The following is a 21,325-nucleotide window of genomic DNA, read 5'->3' on the forward strand; positions in this document are numbered from 1 at the left end:
AACGGGGAATTGAATTATGTTGATAAGCAATGAACTAGATTATATTAAAAATTTCATATTAAAAAGTGGTGAACAGCTGGATTTAGATACACCCCCCGCAGATACATCCTTTTTTACCGATGTTAAAATTGTAAAAAGGACAGCGAGAAAATATCGAATCGTCGGTCTTATAACGTTTTCCGAAGATACTAACGCTGATGCTCCTGACGAAGAATTACTCAAACTTAAATTAACACCCAATAAGAAAATCCAATTGAATGATCATGATCCAAATACCACCTATTGGTTTGAACAAGGCTGGATTATGAAAGAGATTCGTTTCAAAAAAGATGGTAGAACTCCTGAATCCATGCATTATCGGATGGGATTTAAACTGTACCAATACATACAAAATCTCCAAAGAGAAAGAGAACAAGGATGGGAACTAGAATTTAACGAGATTAAAAATAAATTCAACTTGATGAGAGATTCTCAATCACAGCAAATGCCAAAGCTACGGGAAAAAGGAATTAACTCATGCACGAATGTAATGAATGAAATTTTCAATCAAGAAGCATCTCAGCTTCATGAGTCAGTTCATTTTCCTAGCCAATGGTCTATCAATAAAAAAATGAAATTTCTTCATTTTATGGTGGCATTCCTTCAAATCTGTCGGAGTAAATCAGAATTTGATTGGAAAGAAATCGGAGCTAATTATTATAGAGAAATCGGTGGTTCGAAAGAATTTGATACATATAAAGAGGGGTTTATTGATCAACTTGAAAATCTCTCACAATGCCCTGCAGCAATACTCGGATTAACAAGTCTTGGCAAAATTACGCCATTATATTTTTCAGGGCCAATCAAAGGGAAATACTCTTCTTATTCTTTTGGACCAATCCATGCATTGACCGACATTTCCATTTATCAAGAAGAATACACAACGATGGCAACCACGTTATGGCTTGTTGAAAACCGAGCAATATTAACAAGAATCGCTTCAGAAAAGGGATTTCTTCAGGATACTAACTCATTAATGCTTTGCATTGACGGTCATCTTCGTTCCTCGCATAAGCAATGCATTAACAAGTTATTAATAAATAGTGCCATAGAAGTGGTTATTCTTTGGACAGATTATGATCCTGATGGACTGCAAATTTCTAAAGAATTGTTTGAAACTGTATCACAAGCCAATTCAGAGTTGCATCTAAAATGGATTTCTGCAGAGCATAAGGTATATGATACTTGGAATAGTTACCAAGAATATATGCATGATTTTCTAAAAATGAAGAAGATGGAACAAGAAGAAGTTTTGGGAGGTGCAGATATTTGGAAAAAATGGGTTCGTCATTAATCTCAATTTTTCATACAAAAGATTCGGCACCGGAAGTACTACAATCTATGAAAGATATCGCCACTCTATCAGGTGTATTAAGTGAACTAGGCTCTCAAAGTTCATTTCAATCACCAATCGAGATTCTTCGCTTTTTAAAAATCATCCAATTAATCAATGAAGCGGCACTTGGTTTAGATGATCCAATCGATCATGCAGAGACTGTCTATTATCGCTATCGTAATCGTTACCAAGATCATGAGCCTCCTACTAAAAAGCGGGTCGAGCAAGTCATAAATGTACTAGTGAAATATAATTGGATCTCAAAACAGTCCAGACAAATTAAAATGCGCGATACTGGAAAAAGGATGATGGATGCGTTAATCCGATTAGCGAATGATTCGATGGCTTATTATATGAATGATGATATCGGGCGTTCTCTATTTCAAGCTAGGCGGGATGCTGAATTGAGCGAAGCCTACGATGATCAGGGCATCTCGGGCGGAAATAAGATAGCGAGCATGATTCGTAATGTAGAGGACGCGATTCAACTCATGAAAGAACGTGAATTGGAAATGCTCGCAGATCGCAATGCTCTGCCGCAACTTGAATTAATTCATCGTCTAATGGAGGACTTAGAGGAGAAAATCCAAGAACGATTTCGTCAGTTTCAGACATTGGAAGAAAGTCTAGTCCTTTCCAATTTAATGCAAAAGGGGACAGCATCACTTGCTGAAGGGACTAACCTTAGCTTGGGGATGATTAATAAATATTTAAAGTTTACGCATATGCAAAAAACACCTTTATCAACTACGATTCAACCGGAGAAGGTTCGAGAGTTTATCGTGAAAATGTATGATCCCCCGCTTGATTCAGATATACCGAATGTGTATCAATTATTTAGCTTTATTGAACAAGGTCAATATGAAGATGAGGCAATCGACGGATTATGGATACCAGTGAAATTCGCAGCACCAATTTCGCCAATCGCGATTGATGAAGCTGTAAATTTCTTAGAAACGTATGAGCCGGTAATAGCACCTGTTATTGATCAAGACGAGGAAGTTGAATATTCTTCTGAACATGTTTCAGAGCAGGAACTTGATGAAATCCTGGGTCAATCTCAATGGTTAATGGCTAAATCGATGATTGAGACCGAAGCAATTGAAGCATATTTAGTAGAACATGAGGAAGCACCGATGGAGCAAGTAGTGGTTGAAGCAACTTCAACGCAGTGGTGTGATGCTGTAAATGCCGTTACGGCAATTGCAGCCTTAGTCGGGAATAAAAAAATAACTATATTAAAGCCAACTGACAAAATAACTCTTCCTAAATACGAACGGAATTGGGAGTGGATGAACTCAGATGATGGACGAAACATTATCCGCAAACGAACATCAAGAACAGAGCACCGAGACTAATAAAATAGATCAAGAAACCGGGTCAAATTTCAACCCCCTTAATGTAATGCAATCGTTAAAGGGCATGCTTACTGAAACAGAAGAATTAACGTTTATGAATATTTTATTCTCATCTTCAGCTTCGATACGTTCGGGAAATTTCGGACTATCCCGAAAAGAAGTGGAAAAACAGTTGCAGATTCAAGAGGACGATGAGCGATTTTATTCTTTTATTACTAGGGTGAATCAAGCAATTAGCCGTTATATGAAGGTGATTTATGATGAACGTCGTGATCAAGTCATTGTGATGATGAGGGTTCCGGCCCGTGCGGCACGGAATACATTATCTAAAGAAAGTCTATCGATTTTGTTATATATGTTTTACCAGCAAGAAGTACTGCAGCATGAATTTACACTGTTTGACCAGATTCTTGAAGCATTTGGCCATGAAACAACGAAAGCAAACCAGCGAATATTATTAAATCTTGACCAACTGCGAAAAATTGGAGCGATTGAAGAATATGAGCACGCTTCACAAGAAAAAGCGTATCAGTTAACGACCATTGGAGTTCATATGTTCTCGGACTCGTTCTTAAGAAGGACGGCAGAATTTAGTCAATCCAATCAATTAAATAAAGAGGAAGTGTTGAAGTTCTTCAAACGGTACAACCTTTATCAAAGAGGTGATACGGAATGATTCCTTGGAGACTGACTTTTTCTGGGATTCGGGATTATCCGCCAACACTATTAGACCTTTCTGGTGCTGACGAACACGTGATGATTACAGGTCCAAACGGTGCGGGAAAATCAACGATTACCTTTTGTATGGGAGCAGTATTATATTCTTCAAAGGTGGATATCGAGGGGCTAAAATCTCGAAATCTACCAGTTGATCAAACATGGAAGGCCAAAGTTTCTTTGTTATTTCATAACGAAGGCATGATGAAAATTGATGCTCCCGCGTTTATTGAATTCACTTTGAAAATTACGCAGGACCCTGGACAGCCAATGAAAAAAGAGTTCAGTATCGCTGCAGGTGATGTAATCGATGAGTGGGAATATACAGATCGGTATACTTCCGGCGATAAGGTTTTTAGTTTTTCAACCTATAAAAAAGACCTCCAATACAAATACAAGGTCGATCCAGACCTTTACTATCTCATTTGGTACCAACAAGAGGTAAACCAGTTTGCTGTCATGAATCCCGAGGAGCGTTTCCGTATTTTTAGTGAAATGCATGGCATTGATAAAGTACAGCGTGATTGGGAAGAAAGTATGGAAAAAGTAAAGGACACTGAAGAAACGCTTCGAAGTGCTGAGACAAATGTCAAATTAATGAAGCAAGAACTTTCAATGAAAAAATCGGCATTGGATCGGTTTATCGATAACCAAAATCGGCTTTCTGATGGCGGGCAGCTCTATATCCTTTCGTTATTGCAATTAGAGACTTATTATAAAATCGAAAAGGAACGACTAGGTGCAGTCATACTTCAACTAGAGGATGATCTTGAGGAAGCGAAGGATGATGTGGCTTTAAAGATAAGTTTAAAAGAGCGGAAGATAACAGAATTAGAAGAAACGAAATTATCTCTACGACATCTTGACGAAAAGTATGAAGCTAGTATTGAAATAAGACAAAATATAGATGATAAAATAACTCTACTTCAAGAGCAAATTGACGAGCTTGACCAGGAATTAGCCTCGATTACTCAAAGGAAAAATCAAATTTCCAGAACAGAAGCAGAGGTGAAAACTGCTTTAGAAAAATTAATCATTTCAGAAACACAAACCAATAACGAATTAGAGCAAATACAGCAAAGCTTAAAGGACCAAAAGGCACTTCAGCAGAAAAATGTAGAAGAAATTGCGAGACTAAAATTGGAAGTTGAACATGATGAACAGGCACACCGTCTTCATTTTGAAAGATTAAATCAATATCAAAGCAGTCATGCAGTTCAATCTACAATTGAGCACCTTAACACAAAGGTAGTGGAAAAAAAGAATACACAATTTGAAAAAAAGCAAAAAGAGAAGGCATTGGAAGAAGAATTAGAATTACTGGAAGAAAATCGAGATTTGTCAGTGCGTCAGCTCGAATCTCTGAAGTTTTTCCGAACCCAGCAAATAAAAGCATATGCTCTTCGTGAATTATTGGAGTTGGATGAGGAAGCTTCAATAAAAGCAGAACAGCTTTTTAATGCAATCAAATATACAATGTTTTTCGATGGAAAGCACGCTACACCTCCGAACGACTTGTATCATGTCCCGTTGATGGCCATTGTGCCAGACCGGATGGTGAACCATTTACCAACGCTTCATTTAAAAGTGAGAAATGATTTAGTAGAGAAAGAATTGGCCTTCGCGATGAAGGCGCTATGGTGGGTGGAACAGTTTTTCAAAGAAGGTGCGGTTTCTATTAAAAATGGTATCTTAATCGATTCAAAGGGACTTCGTGGTCCGCAGGAAAAAAATCGCTATATTTTAAGTGTAAAAGCTTTAATGGCACGAAAGCTTGAAGTTCAAAAGTCACTAGAAGTTCTTCGTCATCAACTATCAGTATTGGAACAGGACATTGATAGGGAAACAAAGCGATTCCAAGAACTGAATAGCATAATACATCAGGTGAAGGAATCGGAAGCGTTCATGACAAATGAGTATGAAAGGATTTTACGAAAGAAGAAATTAATTGAAGCAAATGTGGAAAAAGAGGCAATCAAAGCTGAAATACAAAAGTTAGAAAGTGAAAAATCAATTCTTGACCGTCAGCAATTGAAGCAAGAACAACAAAGGGAAACTCTGGAAAATGAAGCTAGCTTTTATGTTGAGCTTGGTAAGCTGAAAGACAAGTATGAAAAGCGAAACGAATTACATACAGAATTGGATGAACAAAAAGCAGCGTTAAAGCACCAACTAACGGCGATTGAAAAAATGGAAGATGGTTTGGATCTACTCAAACGAACGATAACAAGACTCACCCGAGATTGCGAGCATATGGATGACGCTATCGAATCTCAACAGGGAAAATTAGATTCGATAAAAAGGCAAAGGACTTCAGGAATAGAAGATCAAGATGTAGCGAAACAGGAACTCGTGCAGATTATTAAGGAATTAGAAGATATGAAACATATGATTCCAGACCTTTATAAAAGAGTTTCTATGGATAACACGTTTGAAAAGCTCCCTTCAGTGAAGCTTATAAAGCAAGCTTGCGAAAACGGCAGAGTAAAATTTGAGCATGCTCGCAATGAATCCGGAATCGACCCAGCAGCACCGGAAAATTATCAAACTGTAAAACAAGAATACGAGCGATTGGATGACGATTACAAGCGAACCAAAATATTGCTTGATCAAGATAAGGAACGGATGGAAGGCCTAAAAGATCAGCTTGAAACGACTATAAATATGAGAGTACTTGAACTGCAGCAGCGATTTAAATCTTACATGGGTCAATTTCAATTTGAAGGGGATATTAGCTGGGAATCCTATGAGGATCGTAGAAATCGAACGCATTTTAATTTGTATATTAAAGCAAGAAAAGAAGGTCATCGAGGTACCATGGAGGATGTGAGTACAAAAGCTCGCGGCGGCCGAGTGGGTAAAGGTGTTTCTGGCGGAGAGGAATCTCTTAGCTCATTGTTATTTGCACTTGCACTTCTACAAAATCTGCAGACAACTCCTGGCTTTATTGTTTTGGATGAATTTGATAGTGCTTTAGATGAAAATCGTAAAGTGAAAGTCTTCGATTTGTATGTTCTTGAATTACAAAGGAAACTAATCATTCTCACCCCAAAATCTCATGAAGAAACCTATCTGAATAAATTTTCAAAAGCGTTTGTCGTTCAGCATGATCCAACCGTCCCAAAAAGTAAGGTAGTAGGTATTATTAAAAAAGCATAAGTAACGCAAGACATCCACCGGTAAGATGGGTGTCTTGATTTTTTTTGAATATATTTAATTTCCATAATATAACAATCACGTGGAACACATCCACAAATTCTCATTAAATAGGCCGAAAAGGAGGTATGACAATGAAATGGGAAGAAGTAAGAAATTTGTTTCCAAATCAATTCGTGTTAGTCACAATTCTAGATTCCCATATTGAGGGCGAGAAAAAAATTGTAGATGAAGTCGCTCCGATACGACCAATTGCAAATGAGGACGCAAATAAAGAGTTTTTTAACGTTTCTCCAGGAAATATTGTTTATCACACTTCAAATGAAAAATTTATCATCCACATCCGTAAAGATCCATTAATGAGGGTGAGGTGGGGCTCATGAAAATTAATCTTGATGGACAACTACATACTACCTCATTAATAATCACTTTTCGTGGAAACTCCCTTCAAATTAACGATGTTGTTATAGATACGGGTTCACCCACACAATAATAACCTCTGACCTTTTGGAAAAAATTCAAATTTTTTATGAAAACGGAGATCCAATCTATGAAGCCTATGGTATAGGTGGTTCAATCCCCTTCTACGCAAAAAAATGTAAATAAAATCCAGATTGGAACATTTGAAATAAACGATATAGAAATAGATGTTGGAACACTACCAAAAGATCATAGCGGGTTACTGGCTTTGGACATCCTGAAAAATTACAATTTTATTATTGACATGGCAATGCTAGAATTACATACCAATAGACTAAACAATAACCTATCATGATGAAGTAGTTTAGCATATTTTGTTCACGGGCGGTTTAGAGAATGAAGATGAATTCCATCGTTCGGAAAGAGAGGTTGTTCGATTAAAATAATTGATTTAACACATTCCATATCAGAAAAAATGCCTGTTTATCCAGGCGATGACACTCCTAAACTTGAAGCTACTTGTACATATGATGAACATGGCTTTAAAGGCACGCTGTTGACGATGTTTTCCCATATCGGTACGCATATGGATGCTCCATTACATATATTTGAAAATAGAACATCATTAGGTGACTTTCCAATTGACCATTTCATTGACAAAGGATTAGTCATTAATTGTAGTAATCTGGCTGAAGGTCATCAAATCACAATGAAGGATATGGAAGCTGTCAAAGAAAGGCGGAGCAGGCTGAATTCATTTTGTTCTATACAGGCTGGGACAAATATTGGGGAACGGATACCTATTTTGGAGATTATCCGACTATTACAGGGAAAGTGGTTGCATATATAATTAGCAGTCAAAAGAAAGGGGTAGGTATAGATGTGATGGGCATTGATGCCATCTCTGATGAAAAGCTGATCATCCATCGCAAGCTATTTGCACAATCAGATATTGTAGTCATTGAAAATCTCAAAATTTTAGGGAGTGTTGGAGCAGACATATTTACCTTTTGTGCATTTCCAATTAAATTTGAGAACGCTAATGGGGCACCTGTTCGTGCAGTTGCTATTTTGTAAATAAAGACCCGAGAAAGCCGTATATACTACGCTTTCTCGGGTCTTTTTTCTGTTGAGTGAAAGCTTGCTTAATGAATAAAATGGGTTTCAAGAAATTAAAACATACTTGACTGATGGGAATTATATGTTTTATAATGAGATTAATAATAAAATAGCATTCAAAGGAACAAAGGGGTGTTTCGAATGAAAGATAAAAAAGAAAAAAAACGTCAAAAGCTAATTAATAAATTAATTTTTCTTAATGTTTATAAAGAAGATGATCAACAACTTTACGAGCTACCATTATATAAACTTGAATCAGAGTACAAAAATTTACGTTCACATCCACATGGTGAATTTGGATCAATCCAGTTCGTTTAATCTGGTAAACTTAGGAAAGCGTTAAATTTAAAACACCAAATATCGTTTAAAATGAGACAACTCTAACTTGGAGTTGTTTTTTTGTGCGATAAATTATTCTGAGGACCAACTTCTGTAGGAATCAATAATAATATTATGTAAACTAAATTGATTTGTATTTCCATGAATGCCTTCCATATACTAAAAGTAAGTTAATGAAATATACATAATTTAAATTCGTGAAACAAAACCTGTGAAACAAGAAAATTCGGGCGGTGCCTGTCACCATAGGAGGTGCGTTTTATGGGGTTGAGGTTTCGAAAGAGTTTTAAGATTGCCCCTGGAATTCGAATGAATGTTGGTAAAAAAGGTGTTGGCGTGAGCTTTGGCGGGAAAGGGCTTAGGTATTCGATACACAGCAGTGGGAAACGAACGGCAACCGCTGGTATACCAGGCTCAGGATTGTATTATACATCCTCAACCAATTCACGTTCTTATAAAACAGACGCCTATAAACGAAAAAGTGAATTGAATCGCCGTATAAAGGAACAACAAAAGCTAGAGCAGCTAGAATATGCTCGACTCCAGGTGGACCTCTTCGAAAATCGACTAGACCAAATCAAATCTATCCATGATGAATGTGATGACCAAGTCGATTGGGATGAAGTATCTAATCGCCGACCACCGTTTGAAAAAGGGCAGGTAGGACCTAATGAACGGAAAGCAACACAAGCATTAAATGATTATATACCTGGCTTTTTCGACCGTTTGTTTAAAAAAGATCAGAGAATCATCCAACGACTAAAGGAAGAAGTAAACGAAGCGATTCAGAAGGATGCTGAACTATATGAAGAATGGCAGCGGATGGTGACCATTGCCAAAAGAATGGTAGCTCATGACATCGACGCCTATTTTGAGGTCATTGAGGAGTTTGGACCATTAGATGACCTGGTTGAATTTGGGAGTGGCTTTGAATTTGGAACAGACCAGGAAGATTCTATTCATGTTTCTTTTGACGTAAATGCGGAAAATGTGATTCCGGAAAAAGTTTTATCATTAACGAAAACAGGAAAGCTCTCTGAAAAGGCAATGGCAAAAACGAGATATTTTGATTTATGTCAAGACTATGTATGTGGTTGTTCACTTAGAATTGCTCGCGATATGTTTGCCTTATTACCGATAAAGTACGTTTTTGTACATGCTTATGATAATAAAATGAATACTGCAACAGGACATCAAGAGAGGGAATCGATTCTATCCGTAAAATTTGACAAACCCACATTGAATAGTTTGAACTTTAGCAATTTAGACCCATCCGATGCGTTAAGTAATTTTAAGCACAATATGAATTTTAAAAAGACGAAAGGGTTTGAAGAAGTAGAAGTAATCACATCCTAATAGTGAAAACTTTTCATAAGGGGATTCAATTCAAATATGAGTATAGAATTCAGAATGCAAATGGCTAATTTATTTCGAGCAAGATTTCCATTTGTCTATATCTCTTCTTGGGAAGAAGAGCGGGTGATTGATGAATTAATGCGTCTTTCTGCTGATTTAGAGCTTATTAAGACGAAGCGAGATTTTTTTACATGGAGTCAAACGGAAGGATTTAAAGGGGAAGGAGGATCTAAAGGCAGTGATACAAAAGCTGCACTTAAAGCATTGGAGTTTATCCAAAAATATGAACCTCCAGCACTGTTTATATTAAAAGACTTCCATGTTTTTTTTGGAACGGAAGGAAGACCAGTAGAAACTGTTGTAGTTCGAAAACTCCGTGACTTGGTGTCCGTATTAGAAAGCAGTTCGAACCCCAAAAATGTTGTATTTATATCGCCAACCCTAGTCATCCCGAATGATTTACAAAAGGATATGACGATTATGGATTTTGGATTTCCATCTTTTGAAGAATTAAATGAAGTTTTGGACAAAATTTTAATAGCCAATCAAAATAACAGTCGAATCGTGATTGATTTATCAAAAGAAGAAAAGGAGCTTATCGTAAGGGCAGCTCAAGGATTAACAATTCAAGAGGCTGAAAATGCTTTTGCTTTAGCATTAGTAAGTAGAGGACGCTTAGATATTGAAAGTGTTGACCAAATCCTTAAAGAAAAGCAGCAAACCATCAAAAAGACAGGAATTCTTGAATTTATTAATAGTGAACCGAATATGCAGGACGTCGGGGGACTTGGAAATTTAAAACGATGGTTGAAAAAACGAAATAAATCCTGGCTCGATCAAGCAAAGGAATATAATCTTCCAGCACCTAAAGGGGTGTTAATTACGGGGGTCCCAGGATGTGGAAAGAGTTTAACCGCTAAAGCTGTGAGCTCTATGTGGCATTTACCTTTGTTGAAGCTCGATATGGGAAAAATTTTTAGTGGAATTGTTGGTAGCAGCGAGGAGAATATGAGAAAAGCGATATCAAATGCGGAAGCATTAGCTCCTTGTATCCTTTGGATTGATGAGATTGAAAAAGGTCTTAGTGGAGCAGGCAGAGAAGGCGATGGGGGTACATCGACGAGAATTTTTGGAACATTGTTAACGTGGATGCAAGAAAAAACAAAGCCAGTGTTTGTCATAGCAACCGCTAATAACATACAAGCCTTGCCTCCAGAATTGCTAAGAAAAGGACGCTTCGATGAAATCTTTTTCGTTGACCTTCCTACTAAAAAAGAGCGGATGGAAATCTTTAAAATTCACTTATCTAGACGACTGAATAACCCTAAGATTCAAGGCGATTTTACCTACGATCATAGTACCCTCGAGCATTTAGCGGACATAACGGAAACCTTTATTGGTGCTGAAATTGAAGAAGTCGTGAATGCTGCACTGTTTGAGGCGTTTTCTGAGGACAGAAGCCTGCAACTGCAAGATTTAGAGAAAGTCATTCAAAATGTGGTCCCTTTGTCGGTTACCCAAGCGGAACAAATTCTCAAAATTAGGGAATGGGCCAATGTCAGAGCAGTAGCTGCCACTCCAAGAGAAGATCGTTTTGAATATCAATCATCAAAATCAGTTAAAAAAAGCGATAGCCCAGCTGCAGCAGAGGAAATTCGTTTCACTAGAGGCGGAAGGACGTTAGATTTTTAGGAGGTTTGTGGGTGAGTATAGAACTAGCATTAATTCCGATTGCGATTGCCGTTGGGCAAACGATTGCGACTAGGTTAGATTCAAAAATAGAAAAGAAACCATCACGTACCTATAAAACCATCATGAAAGAGGAAAGATTATTAGCAAGAGCTCTAAAAGCTTATGGGTGTAGCGTCACGAATCTAGATAATCAAGTATCGTCGTCAATTGGTGATATTGGCATTATTTTTCAAAAAGACGAAGAAGGCGTCATTCGTGCGATTTTTTCAAACGAAATTGGTGAAGAGCATGCGCTACAGTTTTTGGATAATATCTCAACCGAATATAGAAGGCTCGTCCAGGAGGACACCTACCAGAAGCTTTTACAAAGAGCTAAAGATAAAGGGTATATCCTTGAGTCTGAAGAAATCAACGAACAAAATTCCATTGTATTGACCTTTCAAATCAATCAGGAACAACGGTGATTAGAATGAAAAAAGTAAAGATTGAAATCACTCCTGACGGAAAAATTTTTGCTGAAACTCTGGGAATAAAGGGAAAGGATTGTACGAAAATGATTGAAATTCTAGAAAAGCTTCTAGATGCTGAGACCACTGATTCTGCATATACAGAGGAATATCACCAAGTGGAAAAGCAATACGAGCGCACTCGAAATCAACAAGTGCTTAAAGGGGAAGGTTAAGGTGGCATATACAGGAATTACATCCAAGGGGAAAGTGTGGGAGATTGCAAATTCAATTTGGATACTCTGGGCAATTTTAACGGTTGGATTTTTTAATTATATCTCCTTCTTTTATATTAGTTACCGGGTCAAACAACGTAAATGGTTTTATTTTGGGCTTATATATTCTATTCCTTTTATCATTATCATGCTTACGATTGAAAATACCGAGCATTGGTCTTCTGATGTAGGGATGGTTTTACTATTGTTATCATGGATATTTTCCATTTTTCATGCGTTTAAAATTAGACCAGAGTATTTGTTACGATTAGAAGCAAGACAAAAGCTCGCTCCAAATGAAATAGCATCATTAAGAGATAGTATCAAAAAAGAATATGGTGTTTCACCGGTAACTGAAAATGCTTCGTTTAAAAAAGAAGAAAAGCGTAACATCCAAGCCAATGATAGGAAAGGCCCAGTAAAACATCAAGAATCGGAACAGGATATGAAACCGATTGATATTAATACAGCAACTGAAGAAGAGTTTGCGGCAGTTCCAGGATTGGGCCTGATTATCGCGAAAAAAATTATCACTATCCGTCAAGAAATAAGGTCTTTTCAATCGATAGAACATTTTGGAGAAAGTTTGGGTTTAAAACCTCACACGCTTGAGAGAGTCAGACCCTATTTGTATGTTAGTGGGAGCAATTCTACGCCGACTACCCCACCTTCCGATGATCCAGAAACTTCTGGACGTGTCTTGGATATATGAAGGCTCAACTAAGAATACATAGAATTCTCCCCCTTACGAATGCGGAAGGACCAGGGATGAGATTTTGCATATGGGTTCAAGGCTGCCCCATTCAATGTAAGGGCTGCGGTGTTCCATGGACTTGGTCAGATTCTGGTGGAAAGCTTATTGATGTGGAGGGAATTTTCAGAAAAATAACAGAAAGCGTCAGCGAAAATGGCATAGAAGGTATCACGTTTCTTGGTGGTGAACCCTTTGCACAAGCGAAAAGCTTAGCAATTTTAGCAAAGAAATGCAAAGAAATCGGTCTTTCAATCATGACCTTCACAGGCTATACGATTGAAAAAATTAGAAAAGAAAACAATGCAAACTGGATTGAACTACTAAATCAAACTGATTTATTAATTGATGGACCATTTTTAGAGACAAAGCTTGATTTAAGTAGACCTTGGGTGGGGTCTTCAAACCAGCGATATCATTTCTTGACTGAGCGATACCGGCATTTAGAAGGAAAGGTGTCTACCATTCCTAATCGGCTCGAAGTCAGAATTTCAAATCGGGGCATAGTAGAAATTAATGGAATGATAACCCAAATGGGTATCAGTGAATTGTTCGAAAATGTGGCATTAAGTCAGAGAATCAATCCCAATATAGGCAAATAGGTTATTCATAAAAACGCTTGGGTGAAGATCCAAGCGTTTGTGGTGTAGTAAATATCGGTTGGGTTTTTCAAGGGTCCTGTAAGTCAATTCACGTTTAAAGACCGTCGGTACTTATATTTGGAGTTAGTGGTTCTAGCTCTGCTGCAGCCTTAGCATTCTGACTATGCCGATCAGTTTCGTAGCTTTCGGAATTACTGTTACTGTCTATCGGTTTAGCTGCCTCCTTTTTATCAGCCACATTATCACCTCCTAGGGTTAATATGTCCAGATGATATGTAAATTTCCCCAAAACGCCTCCATTTTAAAATTTACCGAAAAAACTCTGTTAATTTCAATCCTTCCTGGCAATCAAATTTGTTTGTTTTCCCTTAAACTTGTCTACACTCAACCCTTTGTGAAGAAATATATTGATAGTATCGAGGGTAAAAGGGGTGAAAAAGATATGTCAAGCAAAAGAAAAAAGCATAAAGAACATTCCAAGCACCAAGATGAGCTGGTGGAAACAGAAGTAAAGAAACATGAGTGTGATGGTTGTTCCATCAATATCAACATTTCTTACACCATTAATATAGGCAATAAAGAAATCCACGTAGACCAACGAGCTGAGGGAGGCGGACAAATAAATAAACACGTCGGAACAAACGCAAACCAAGGTGGGCAAAATGCGATTGATCACAGCTCAACCCGAAATGATCAATCAAATTTCGCAGATGGAAATGGCAGAAGTGGTATTGCTGGAAATGATAATGATGAAGCGGGTGGACAGCAAGGAATTAAGGTAAGAGACAGTATCGTGAAAAAGAGCATTATAGAATCATCTTCTGAGCACAGCGAAGGCTTGGCTCAGCAAGATGAAGAAAATTAAATATACATTATGAATCAGCACGACTCTTCGGTACCCGCAATCCAAATGGTTGCGGGATTCAATATGATTCTGATAAGGAAGTGGATACTGGTATTTGAAAATTAAACTAATATTTTTTTCTAATTAAATACTATATGGGAGATGATTGGATAAGTGGGCCTGTGAAACAAAACCGTGAAACAAGAAAATTCGGGCGGTGACAGGCACCTTACACCATTTGTTTCAGGGTTTCTCCAATTGATTCACGAATGACATAGGTGTCATCTTGAATATCATACCTTGTTTCTCCTATATTAATGATGATCAAAGGGACACCAGCCGATCTGTATTCTGGAAAATAGGAAAAGGGTGTGACCTTTAAGCTACTGCCTAGAACCAATAACAAATCAGCTTGTTCGATTTGTGAGAGAATCGTGTGAAATCCTTTATCCGAAAACCATTCACCTGTATCGCCGAACAGGACAACATCCGGTTTAATATAGCGCTCCCGTTTATCGCGAGTATTACACTTGTCGCATACATAATAGTCAGGCATCACACGTTTGCGCTCAACCATTTGTTCTGCGCTATATTTACTCCCACAATTTTGACAGGACGCTGTTTTCATCGTCCCGTGAAATTCAATCACATGCGCGCTGCCTGCCTTTTGATGAAGTCCATCAATGTTTTGGGTAATGATCGTTGAAACGCGGCCTTCTTTTTCCCATTTTGCTAAAATCTTGTGGCCATCGTTTGGCTCAGCATCTGGGTGATAAAGATGCTCAAAAGCAAATTGATAAAATTCGTCAGGATGTTGATAAAAATAATCAATCGACAGTATCGTTTCCGGTGCTTTTTGATAAAGACCAGTACGGGAACGAAAATCGTTAATTCCTGACTCTGTACTAATACCTGCACCCGTCAACACCACGATGTTTTTGGCTCTTTGAATAATATCTGTACATAATCTTGTTTGCTCGTTCAACCTAATGCACACTCCTTAAAAATAAAACGTTTATCCTACAATCATATTATCTCAATGTGCTGTGAATGAAAATGCATCTGAAAGGAGTATTCATCGTTACAAAATTTATGATGAAATAATTGTGTTACCAAATGAATTATTTTTTTGTTTGACTCTGACCTTAGAGGATACCTTATCATCAAATCAATGAGAGGAGAGAGAAGAATGTTCACAGTTCAAGAAGTTGCTAACATATCTCACACGACTGTAAAAACGCTGCATCATTATCATAAAATCGGCCTGTTAATCCCTGAAAAAACGACGGAAGCCGGCTATCGTTTATATGGGAGAAAGGATCTCGAACGCTTGCAGCATATTCTCTTTTACAAAGAGCTAGATTTTCCTCTCAAAGAAATCAAACAATTACTTGATGGCAAGGTCGATTTGGGACAAACGTTGATAAGTCAAAAGCAGTTATTCCTGCAAAAAATAACGCGATTGAACCAATTAGTCGAAACGATTGATTTATCAATCGACAGTGCCAAAGAAGGAGTCGAACTAGAAATGGAAAAAATGTTTAAAGGTTTCGAAACAGAAAAAGAATGGCAACAAGCATTACAGGAGCAAAATGAATATCTCATTAACGAGTATGAGGTTGATTTATTTAAACAACCACTAGATGTTCAAGCGATGAATGAAGCTGCGATGGAAGCACAGGCATTTAATCAGGAGATGATCCATTTCTTGAAAGAAGGGCATCCAGTAAATGATACGAAAGTACTTAATCGAATTGAGAAGCATCTATCATTTTTAGAAAAAATGGGTCATCCTTCAACACCACAGGATTTTCTAAATCAAACTGAATTTTTCCTTTCGGACGGATTTCACAGAAATATGCTAGAACAACAGCAAACTGGCTTTGCCTATTTTCTGAATAAAGCAGCTGCATTCTATGTATCCAATCACTAAACAAGAGGGCACCTAAGAAAAGAAGTCTTAGGTGCCTTTTTTAAAAAAATTTTTCAAACCGAAAGGACATCAATTCAGGAAAAAGCCGTGAAACAAAACTGTGAAACAAGAAAATTCGGGCGGTGACAGGCACCGTATGATATCCCCAATTTTAGAGATGATAATAATATAACTTAATTTAAAGGAGACGTGTATATGAAAGTTCTTCAAAGAATTGCCTTAACATTAGTTATCATTGGAGCTATTAATTGGGGATTGATTGGTTTATTTGATTTTGACTTGGTAGCGACACTATTTGGTGGTCAGGACGCTTTTTTATCAAGAGTTATTTATAGCCTAGTAGGACTAAGTGGTTTAATCTGTTTATCGCTATTATTTAAACAATGGGGAGAAACTAATTCAACAGAAGAGGCTAATAATAGGAGTAACTACGGTAAGCTTAATTATGGAACTGAATTCGGTGAAGAAGCGGACATATCTCAATTAAAAAACTCTAATAGAGAAGATGGAAAGTAAGGAAAACAAAGAAAGTCATCCAAAAGCAAAAGTCATGCAAAAGCATGACTTTTTTTTCCAGGTAAAAACATACTACCTAATTGGAAACCAAATTTCACACGATGGTTTCGGGTACTCGCCAATATATACCACTAATGATAATTCGGGCGGTGACAGCACCCAAGTTGCACACATGTTTAGGGTGTTTCCTTAAAGAAAATAATGGTAAAATATAAGAAACGAATGGCTAAGGAGAAGGTTGAGATGAATCATCTGTACCAAAATAGCCCCATGTCTGTTCATGAATATTATAATATCAGAGAGAAGTCTGAGAATCTGTTAGAGTACATAGATGGAATGGTTTATATGCCACCTTCACTATCAACAGCCCATCAACGAATATCAAGAAAACTTCTCATTCAATTGGATCATTATTTAGAAGGAAAGTCCTGTGAAGTGTTTCATGCACCGTTTGATATTGAACTAAAAGTTGATCATAGTGAAGAGGCGAAAATTGTCATTCCAGACCTCAGCGTCATCTGTGATAAGAGTGGTTTTACAGACTCTCGTTATATAGGGGTACCAACGCTAATCGTTGAAATCCTAAGCCCTTCAAACCAAGCGCATGACTTAATTACAAAATTAAACATTTATATGAAATCCGGAGTAAAAGAATATTGGATTGTGAATCCAATGCTCCATTCAGTGACCGTATACTCACTCAATCTAGAAGGATTATATGAACAACATGATATCCAAACAAAACAAGGATACATTACTTCAAAAATCTTACAGGGTTTCTCAGTCGATTTAAAAGAGATATTTGAATAGAGAGAATTCAAAGTCGTCTTACTATCATAAAAGAAGTCTAATTCACCCACGAATTAGACTTCTTTGCATATAATCTGCCAAACGCCAAGCTATTTAATCGATACCCAAATTTCACATGATGGATTCGGGTATTCACCAATGTATACTTCTAACGAAGGGGCACTCGAAGGCTGGTACCCATTAGACGGGAACCACTCTGAAAAAATTCGTTTCCAAGTGTCTGTGATAGCCTCTGGAATCGGGCCTTCCACCTCAAATACAACCCATTTTGAAGCAGGGATTTCTAGGCTCCGAAGACCATCAGGCACATGCTCTCCGCTAAAGGCTGTGGCGATCCAATAATCCATCGTGTCGTCACTCTCACGATAATTATCAGTTATCCCCAATACACCTTCAACAGGACCATTATTAAGCCTAGCTAATGTCTCAAGCGTTCCATCTTGAGCGACTTTTCCCCACAGCTTTGGAATCGTCGCATCAGTATCCTTAGTACCACATGAAATGTTCTCTTTAATCCCGACCACTTGGAAAGCTTCAGCTTCTATCATTTTGTACTTCATTGGTTGAGCTCCTTTCAGACTTACCTGTATCATCAGGCGGTTATAAGATTTAATACTTCCAATTCCTTTTCGTGCATCTCTTGGTGTAAAGCCGTGCTGCTTGCGAAACGCTTTTGAAAATGCTTCAGGAGTTTCGTAGCCATACTTATAGGCAATCTCAATCACCTTGCTATCAGTATTGACCAATTCTTGAGCTGCCAATGTCAAACGGCGTCGCCGAAGATAATCTCCAACAGATAAGTCTGTTAAAATCATAAACGTGCGCTGGAAGTGATAAGGAGATAGATTTGCCTCGTTAGCAATATCCTCAATCGTGATTTTATCCAGAATATGATCCTCCATGTAATCAATCGCCATCTGCAATGATTCTACTAATGCCACCCAACTCAACTCCTTAACATCATATTAACATCGTAAATTTTTCAAATCCTGTCTTTTTATGCTTTATTTGAACAGAATTATTATACCTAATAAACAGACTGAAACCCATTAGGCGCGGGATTGTTTGAAATTACCGATAATTCATTGAGGTCCTTTAAGTCTTGTAGTATGTTAGTCATAGAGAATGTTACTGAGAGTCTCGTCCGCACATCATTTTTTCGTTGATGGAGCGGACGTTTTTTTTGTAAATAAACCTGAGGAGGGAATTGATTTGAGGAAGTACGGGCTGCTAGTAATAGTATTCACACTTTTAACTGTATTATTTGGGTGCGGGACGGATAAAGGGGAAATTTATGATAGTGACTTAGAGATTGCTAAGGAAGGAGATAGCTATACATTTGTGGGGAGAATTGGGAATCAAAGAAAAAATCAGGTTGATTTTAGATTTAAAAAGTTTTCCGGGATGCAATCGCAATGGTTAATTGAGGCTAAAGAAAATAGTGAGATAAAGCTACGTTATGATACCGAGATTGAAAAAGGTGATTTCAAGATTGTGCTAGTAACGCCAAAACAGGAAGTTACTAACATTGCCCAGAATACCAGCAAAGGGAATTATAAAGTGAAGACTTCTAAAGGAAAGTATCGTATCAAAATCGTAGGCAGGAATGCCAAGGGGAAAATCAAAATGGATTTAGAAACTAAGGGAGTAAAGAGGGTGTCACATCAGGAAGACAATTGATGAACGCGGAGGGGATTTATAAAAATAGATCTTGGTCATAAAGCTGATAGGAGGTTGTCATGCCTATGATATTTTCAGCAAATAAATCGTATATAATCTTTCCAATGGATACTATCATTTTGTTCGTGATCCTATTTTTACTAATTTCTTTTGTTGGTATCGTGGTGTTCAGGAAACGATTTAAAGGAAAAAGAATAAAGGTATTTGGGATATGGGTAGGAGCGTGGCTTCTCATTGGTGGTTTTCTATTTTGGGTTGGGGCATTCGGGAAATTCGTCGACTCGCAAACAATCAACATTAAAGAATATACGAAGGTGGAGCTTACACAGGATTTACAGGAGCTTGAAAAGCACATTCTCGAGGAGAATCCGCTTTATTTTGCCGATAAAATTAAGCTGAATGAACTTTTTAACAATGCTTATAACAATATTGAGGATGGGATGTCGGAGCTTGAATTCTATCGTTTGATTAATCCAATTGTCGCAGCCGTTAATTGCGGTCATACGAATTTATCCATATCAAAAGCGTTATATGAGAATCGTAAGGATACAGCAAAATTTTTTCCATTAAAGGTAACACTTGTCGATAATCATTTATATGTAATAGAGAATGATCCATCTTCTGGGATTTTCGCTGGTGATGAACTTCTCACAATTAACGGAAAAACTAGTGAGGAAATAATCAGCATACTTATTAACAATACAAGTGGTGATGGAGATTATGAATCCAAACGCCGCTTTTTGATTAGTAAACATTTTAACTCTAAATTTTATGATTTTGTCGATAGCAGCGACAGGTTTGAAGTGGATTTGGTAGGTGCTGATGGAGAAACTAAGAATGCTAAATTGCAAGCTATACCCCGAAAGGATTTCAATACTACTGCGTGGGATGCGCACTTTGTAGAAACTAAAGATGGGAATTACTTTGAGAGTAAGATCTTCGAGGATTATGCAGTGCTCACCATCAAAATGTTTGCAAACGAAAACGAAAATAAGTTTGATGGATTTTTGGCCGATTTCTTTGAGAAACTTAAAGCAGAGAAAATTGACCATTTAATAATTGACCTGAGAGGGAATTTTGGTGGAGATTCCTTTTTGGCAAAGAAGTTACTGTCCTATTTGACCACACAAAAATTTGACTATATAAGCTCAGAATTGCCCTATTATTATCGTTGGCTAGGGTTTACGAAGCCTGTAACACCAAAGAACAATTTGCCGAATTTAGAAGTGGTGGTATTAACTGATGGAGCAGTGTTTTCAACGGCTGCCCACTTTACCGCGCTTATGAAATATCATCAATTGGGGACGGTTGTAGGCGCTGAAACAGGAGGGACCTATATTTGTACGGATGGATCAAAGGACGTAGCTTTAAAGAATACACGTCTTCGCCTGCATTATTCAACCCAACTTTTTAAAGTCAAAGTTAAAGGGATGTCAGAAAACAGTGGAGTCACGCCAGATATTGAAGTACGACCAAGTATTGAGGATATTTTGAAAAATAAGGATGTGGTGATGGTGGCTGGAGTAGGGCAGTTTAAATAAAATGTCGACTTGGTCTCAAACAACAAAAAGTCTCGTCATGATTTCCAAAATCTTGAATAGAATATCACGTTCAGAAGAAAAATATCTCCAATTGTTTCCGTAAAAATAAAGAAGCAAAGGAGATATCAAAATGGCACTAGATTTCAATCTACTTCTAGCCACTGAACGTTTTCACTACGACCATCCAGCTTGTGGTGTATTAGTTGATGTGTTTCTGAACGGCCATCATTGGCATGCAGTCGCCACTGCCGAAAGATCAGAATGGTTTTGCCATAATGGATTTGGTGAAACAAAAGAACAAGCAATCAAGGAGGCAGTCAGTGGACTATTGGTGTTGGTGAAGGATATTGATTAACATTTAGCAAAAGTAAAACATAAGTCACACAACGTAAAGG

23 protein-coding genes and 1 pseudogene are annotated in these 21,325 nt (G+C 37.6%); 21 read left to right on the top strand and 3 right to left on the bottom strand.

Annotation, left to right across the window (positions count from 1 at the left end):
- The first annotated feature begins 16 nt into the window (after positions 1-16).
- The 14 genes and pseudogenes from FXW34_RS05620 to FXW34_RS05685 all read left to right on the top strand — a co-directional run bounded on the left by FXW34_RS05620 (position 17) and on the right by FXW34_RS05685 (position 13,606).
- On the top strand, positions 17-1,333 hold the full coding sequence (locus FXW34_RS05620; protein ID WP_147532979.1) for a DUF2399 domain-containing protein: 1,317 nt from the start codon (positions 17-19) through the stop codon (positions 1,331-1,333).
- Positions 1,318-2,733 carry a hypothetical protein gene (locus FXW34_RS05625; RefSeq protein WP_147533054.1) on the top strand — a complete coding sequence of 472 codons (1,416 nt, stop codon included), beginning with the start codon at positions 1,318-1,320 and terminating at the stop codon, positions 2,731-2,733. Before FXW34_RS05620 ends, FXW34_RS05625 begins: the two co-directional genes overlap by 16 nt.
- Before the next feature lie 46 nt (positions 2,734-2,779).
- Positions 2,780-3,409, top strand: coding sequence for a hypothetical protein (locus tag FXW34_RS05630; protein ID WP_147533053.1), 630 nt, complete (start codon positions 2,780-2,782; stop codon positions 3,407-3,409).
- Entirely contained in the window at positions 3,406-6,609 is a 3,204-nt protein-coding gene (locus tag FXW34_RS05635; protein ID WP_147532980.1) for an AAA family ATPase, read from the top strand. The genes FXW34_RS05630 and FXW34_RS05635 overlap by 4 nt, the downstream gene beginning before the upstream one ends.
- Positions 6,610-6,740: 131 nt before the next feature.
- Positions 6,741-6,989, top strand: coding sequence for a hypothetical protein (locus tag FXW34_RS05640; RefSeq protein ID WP_147532981.1), 249 nt, complete (start codon positions 6,741-6,743; stop codon positions 6,987-6,989).
- Between the two features lie 512 nt (positions 6,990-7,501).
- A pseudogene (locus FXW34_RS23145) lies at positions 7,502-7,866 on the top strand (cyclase family protein); the annotation flags it as partial.
- 42 nt (positions 7,867-7,908) lie between these two features.
- Positions 7,909-8,103 carry a cyclase family protein gene (locus FXW34_RS23150; protein WP_222705308.1) on the top strand — a complete coding sequence of 65 codons (195 nt, stop codon included), beginning with the start codon at positions 7,909-7,911 and terminating at the stop codon, positions 8,101-8,103.
- A 183-nt stretch (positions 8,104-8,286) separates the two neighbouring features.
- Positions 8,287-8,463: a Fur-regulated basic protein FbpA gene (locus FXW34_RS05655; protein ID WP_147532982.1), complete on the top strand. Its 177-nt coding sequence runs from the start codon at positions 8,287-8,289 to the stop codon at positions 8,461-8,463.
- A gap of 282 nt (positions 8,464-8,745) precedes the next feature.
- Positions 8,746-9,840, top strand: coding sequence for a DUF4236 domain-containing protein (locus tag FXW34_RS05660; RefSeq protein ID WP_147532983.1), 1,095 nt, complete (start codon positions 8,746-8,748; stop codon positions 9,838-9,840).
- 36 nt (positions 9,841-9,876) lie between these two features.
- Positions 9,877-11,532 (top strand): AAA family ATPase, encoded by a 1,656-nt coding sequence (locus FXW34_RS05665; protein ID WP_147532984.1) that lies wholly within the window; start codon positions 9,877-9,879, stop codon positions 11,530-11,532.
- Between the two features lie 11 nt (positions 11,533-11,543).
- Positions 11,544-11,996: a hypothetical protein gene (locus tag FXW34_RS05670; RefSeq protein WP_147532985.1), complete on the top strand. Its 453-nt coding sequence runs from the start codon at positions 11,544-11,546 to the stop codon at positions 11,994-11,996.
- 5 nt (positions 11,997-12,001) lie between these two features.
- A complete protein-coding gene (locus tag FXW34_RS05675; RefSeq protein WP_147532986.1) occupies positions 12,002-12,214 on the top strand; it encodes a DUF2997 domain-containing protein in 213 nt (70 codons plus the stop codon).
- Between the two features lies 1 nt (position 12,215).
- Positions 12,216-12,965, top strand: a complete 750-nt coding sequence (locus tag FXW34_RS05680; protein ID WP_187118844.1) for a ComEA family DNA-binding protein — start codon at positions 12,216-12,218, stop codon at positions 12,963-12,965.
- A gap of 56 nt (positions 12,966-13,021) precedes the next feature.
- Complete coding sequence (locus FXW34_RS05685) at positions 13,022-13,606, top strand: 4Fe-4S single cluster domain-containing protein (RefSeq protein ID WP_246140883.1); 585 nt, start codon at positions 13,022-13,024, stop codon at positions 13,604-13,606.
- 94 nt (positions 13,607-13,700) lie between these two features.
- On the opposite strand, the gene FXW34_RS22830 is transcribed toward FXW34_RS05685, so the two are convergent.
- Positions 13,701-13,844, bottom strand: coding sequence for a hypothetical protein (locus tag FXW34_RS22830; RefSeq protein ID WP_187118845.1), 144 nt, complete (start codon positions 13,842-13,844; stop codon positions 13,701-13,703).
- A 204-nt stretch (positions 13,845-14,048) separates the two neighbouring features.
- Between FXW34_RS22830 and FXW34_RS05690 the strand changes: the two genes are divergently transcribed.
- Positions 14,049-14,471: a hypothetical protein gene (locus FXW34_RS05690; RefSeq protein WP_246140885.1), complete on the top strand. Its 423-nt coding sequence runs from the start codon at positions 14,049-14,051 to the stop codon at positions 14,469-14,471.
- A gap of 208 nt (positions 14,472-14,679) precedes the next feature.
- On the opposite strand, the gene FXW34_RS05695 is transcribed toward FXW34_RS05690, so the two are convergent.
- Complete coding sequence (locus tag FXW34_RS05695) at positions 14,680-15,435, bottom strand: NAD-dependent protein deacylase (RefSeq protein ID WP_222705309.1); 756 nt, start codon at positions 15,433-15,435, stop codon at positions 14,680-14,682.
- A gap of 204 nt (positions 15,436-15,639) precedes the next feature.
- Here FXW34_RS05695 and FXW34_RS05700 point away from each other — a divergent pair, with 204 nt between their 5' ends.
- The 3 genes from FXW34_RS05700 to FXW34_RS05710 all read left to right on the top strand — a co-directional run bounded on the left by FXW34_RS05700 (position 15,640) and on the right by FXW34_RS05710 (position 17,709).
- Positions 15,640-16,383, top strand: a complete 744-nt coding sequence (locus FXW34_RS05700; protein WP_187118846.1) for a MerR family transcriptional regulator — start codon at positions 15,640-15,642, stop codon at positions 16,381-16,383.
- Positions 16,384-16,578: 195 nt separating this feature from the next.
- Complete coding sequence (locus FXW34_RS05705; RefSeq protein WP_147532989.1) at positions 16,579-16,899, top strand: DUF378 domain-containing protein; 321 nt, start codon at positions 16,579-16,581, stop codon at positions 16,897-16,899.
- 243 nt (positions 16,900-17,142) lie between these two features.
- Positions 17,143-17,709, top strand: coding sequence for a Uma2 family endonuclease (locus tag FXW34_RS05710; RefSeq protein ID WP_147532990.1), 567 nt, complete (start codon positions 17,143-17,145; stop codon positions 17,707-17,709).
- A gap of 89 nt (positions 17,710-17,798) precedes the next feature.
- Here FXW34_RS05710 and FXW34_RS05715 read toward each other — a convergent pair whose 3' ends face one another.
- On the bottom strand, positions 17,799-18,659 hold the full coding sequence (locus FXW34_RS05715; RefSeq protein ID WP_147532991.1) for an AraC family transcriptional regulator: 861 nt from the start codon (positions 18,657-18,659) through the stop codon (positions 17,799-17,801).
- A gap of 262 nt (positions 18,660-18,921) precedes the next feature.
- Between FXW34_RS05715 and FXW34_RS05720 the strand changes: the two genes are divergently transcribed.
- The 3 genes from FXW34_RS05720 to FXW34_RS05730 all read left to right on the top strand — a co-directional run bounded on the left by FXW34_RS05720 (position 18,922) and on the right by FXW34_RS05730 (position 21,285).
- Entirely contained in the window at positions 18,922-19,389 is a 468-nt protein-coding gene (locus FXW34_RS05720) for a hypothetical protein (RefSeq protein WP_147532992.1), read from the top strand.
- Between the two features lie 59 nt (positions 19,390-19,448).
- Complete coding sequence (locus FXW34_RS05725) at positions 19,449-20,930, top strand: S41 family peptidase (RefSeq protein ID WP_147532993.1); 1,482 nt, start codon at positions 19,449-19,451, stop codon at positions 20,928-20,930.
- Positions 20,931-21,060: 130 nt separating this feature from the next.
- On the top strand, positions 21,061-21,285 hold the full coding sequence (locus FXW34_RS05730; RefSeq protein WP_147532994.1) for a hypothetical protein: 225 nt from the start codon (positions 21,061-21,063) through the stop codon (positions 21,283-21,285).
- The last annotated feature ends 40 nt before the right edge of the window (positions 21,286-21,325 follow it).

Source organism: Bacillus marasmi (genome assembly GCF_902168435.1).
GTDB classification, from domain to species: domain Bacteria; phylum Bacillota; class Bacilli; order Bacillales; family Cytobacillaceae; genus Bacillus_BU; species Bacillus_BU marasmi.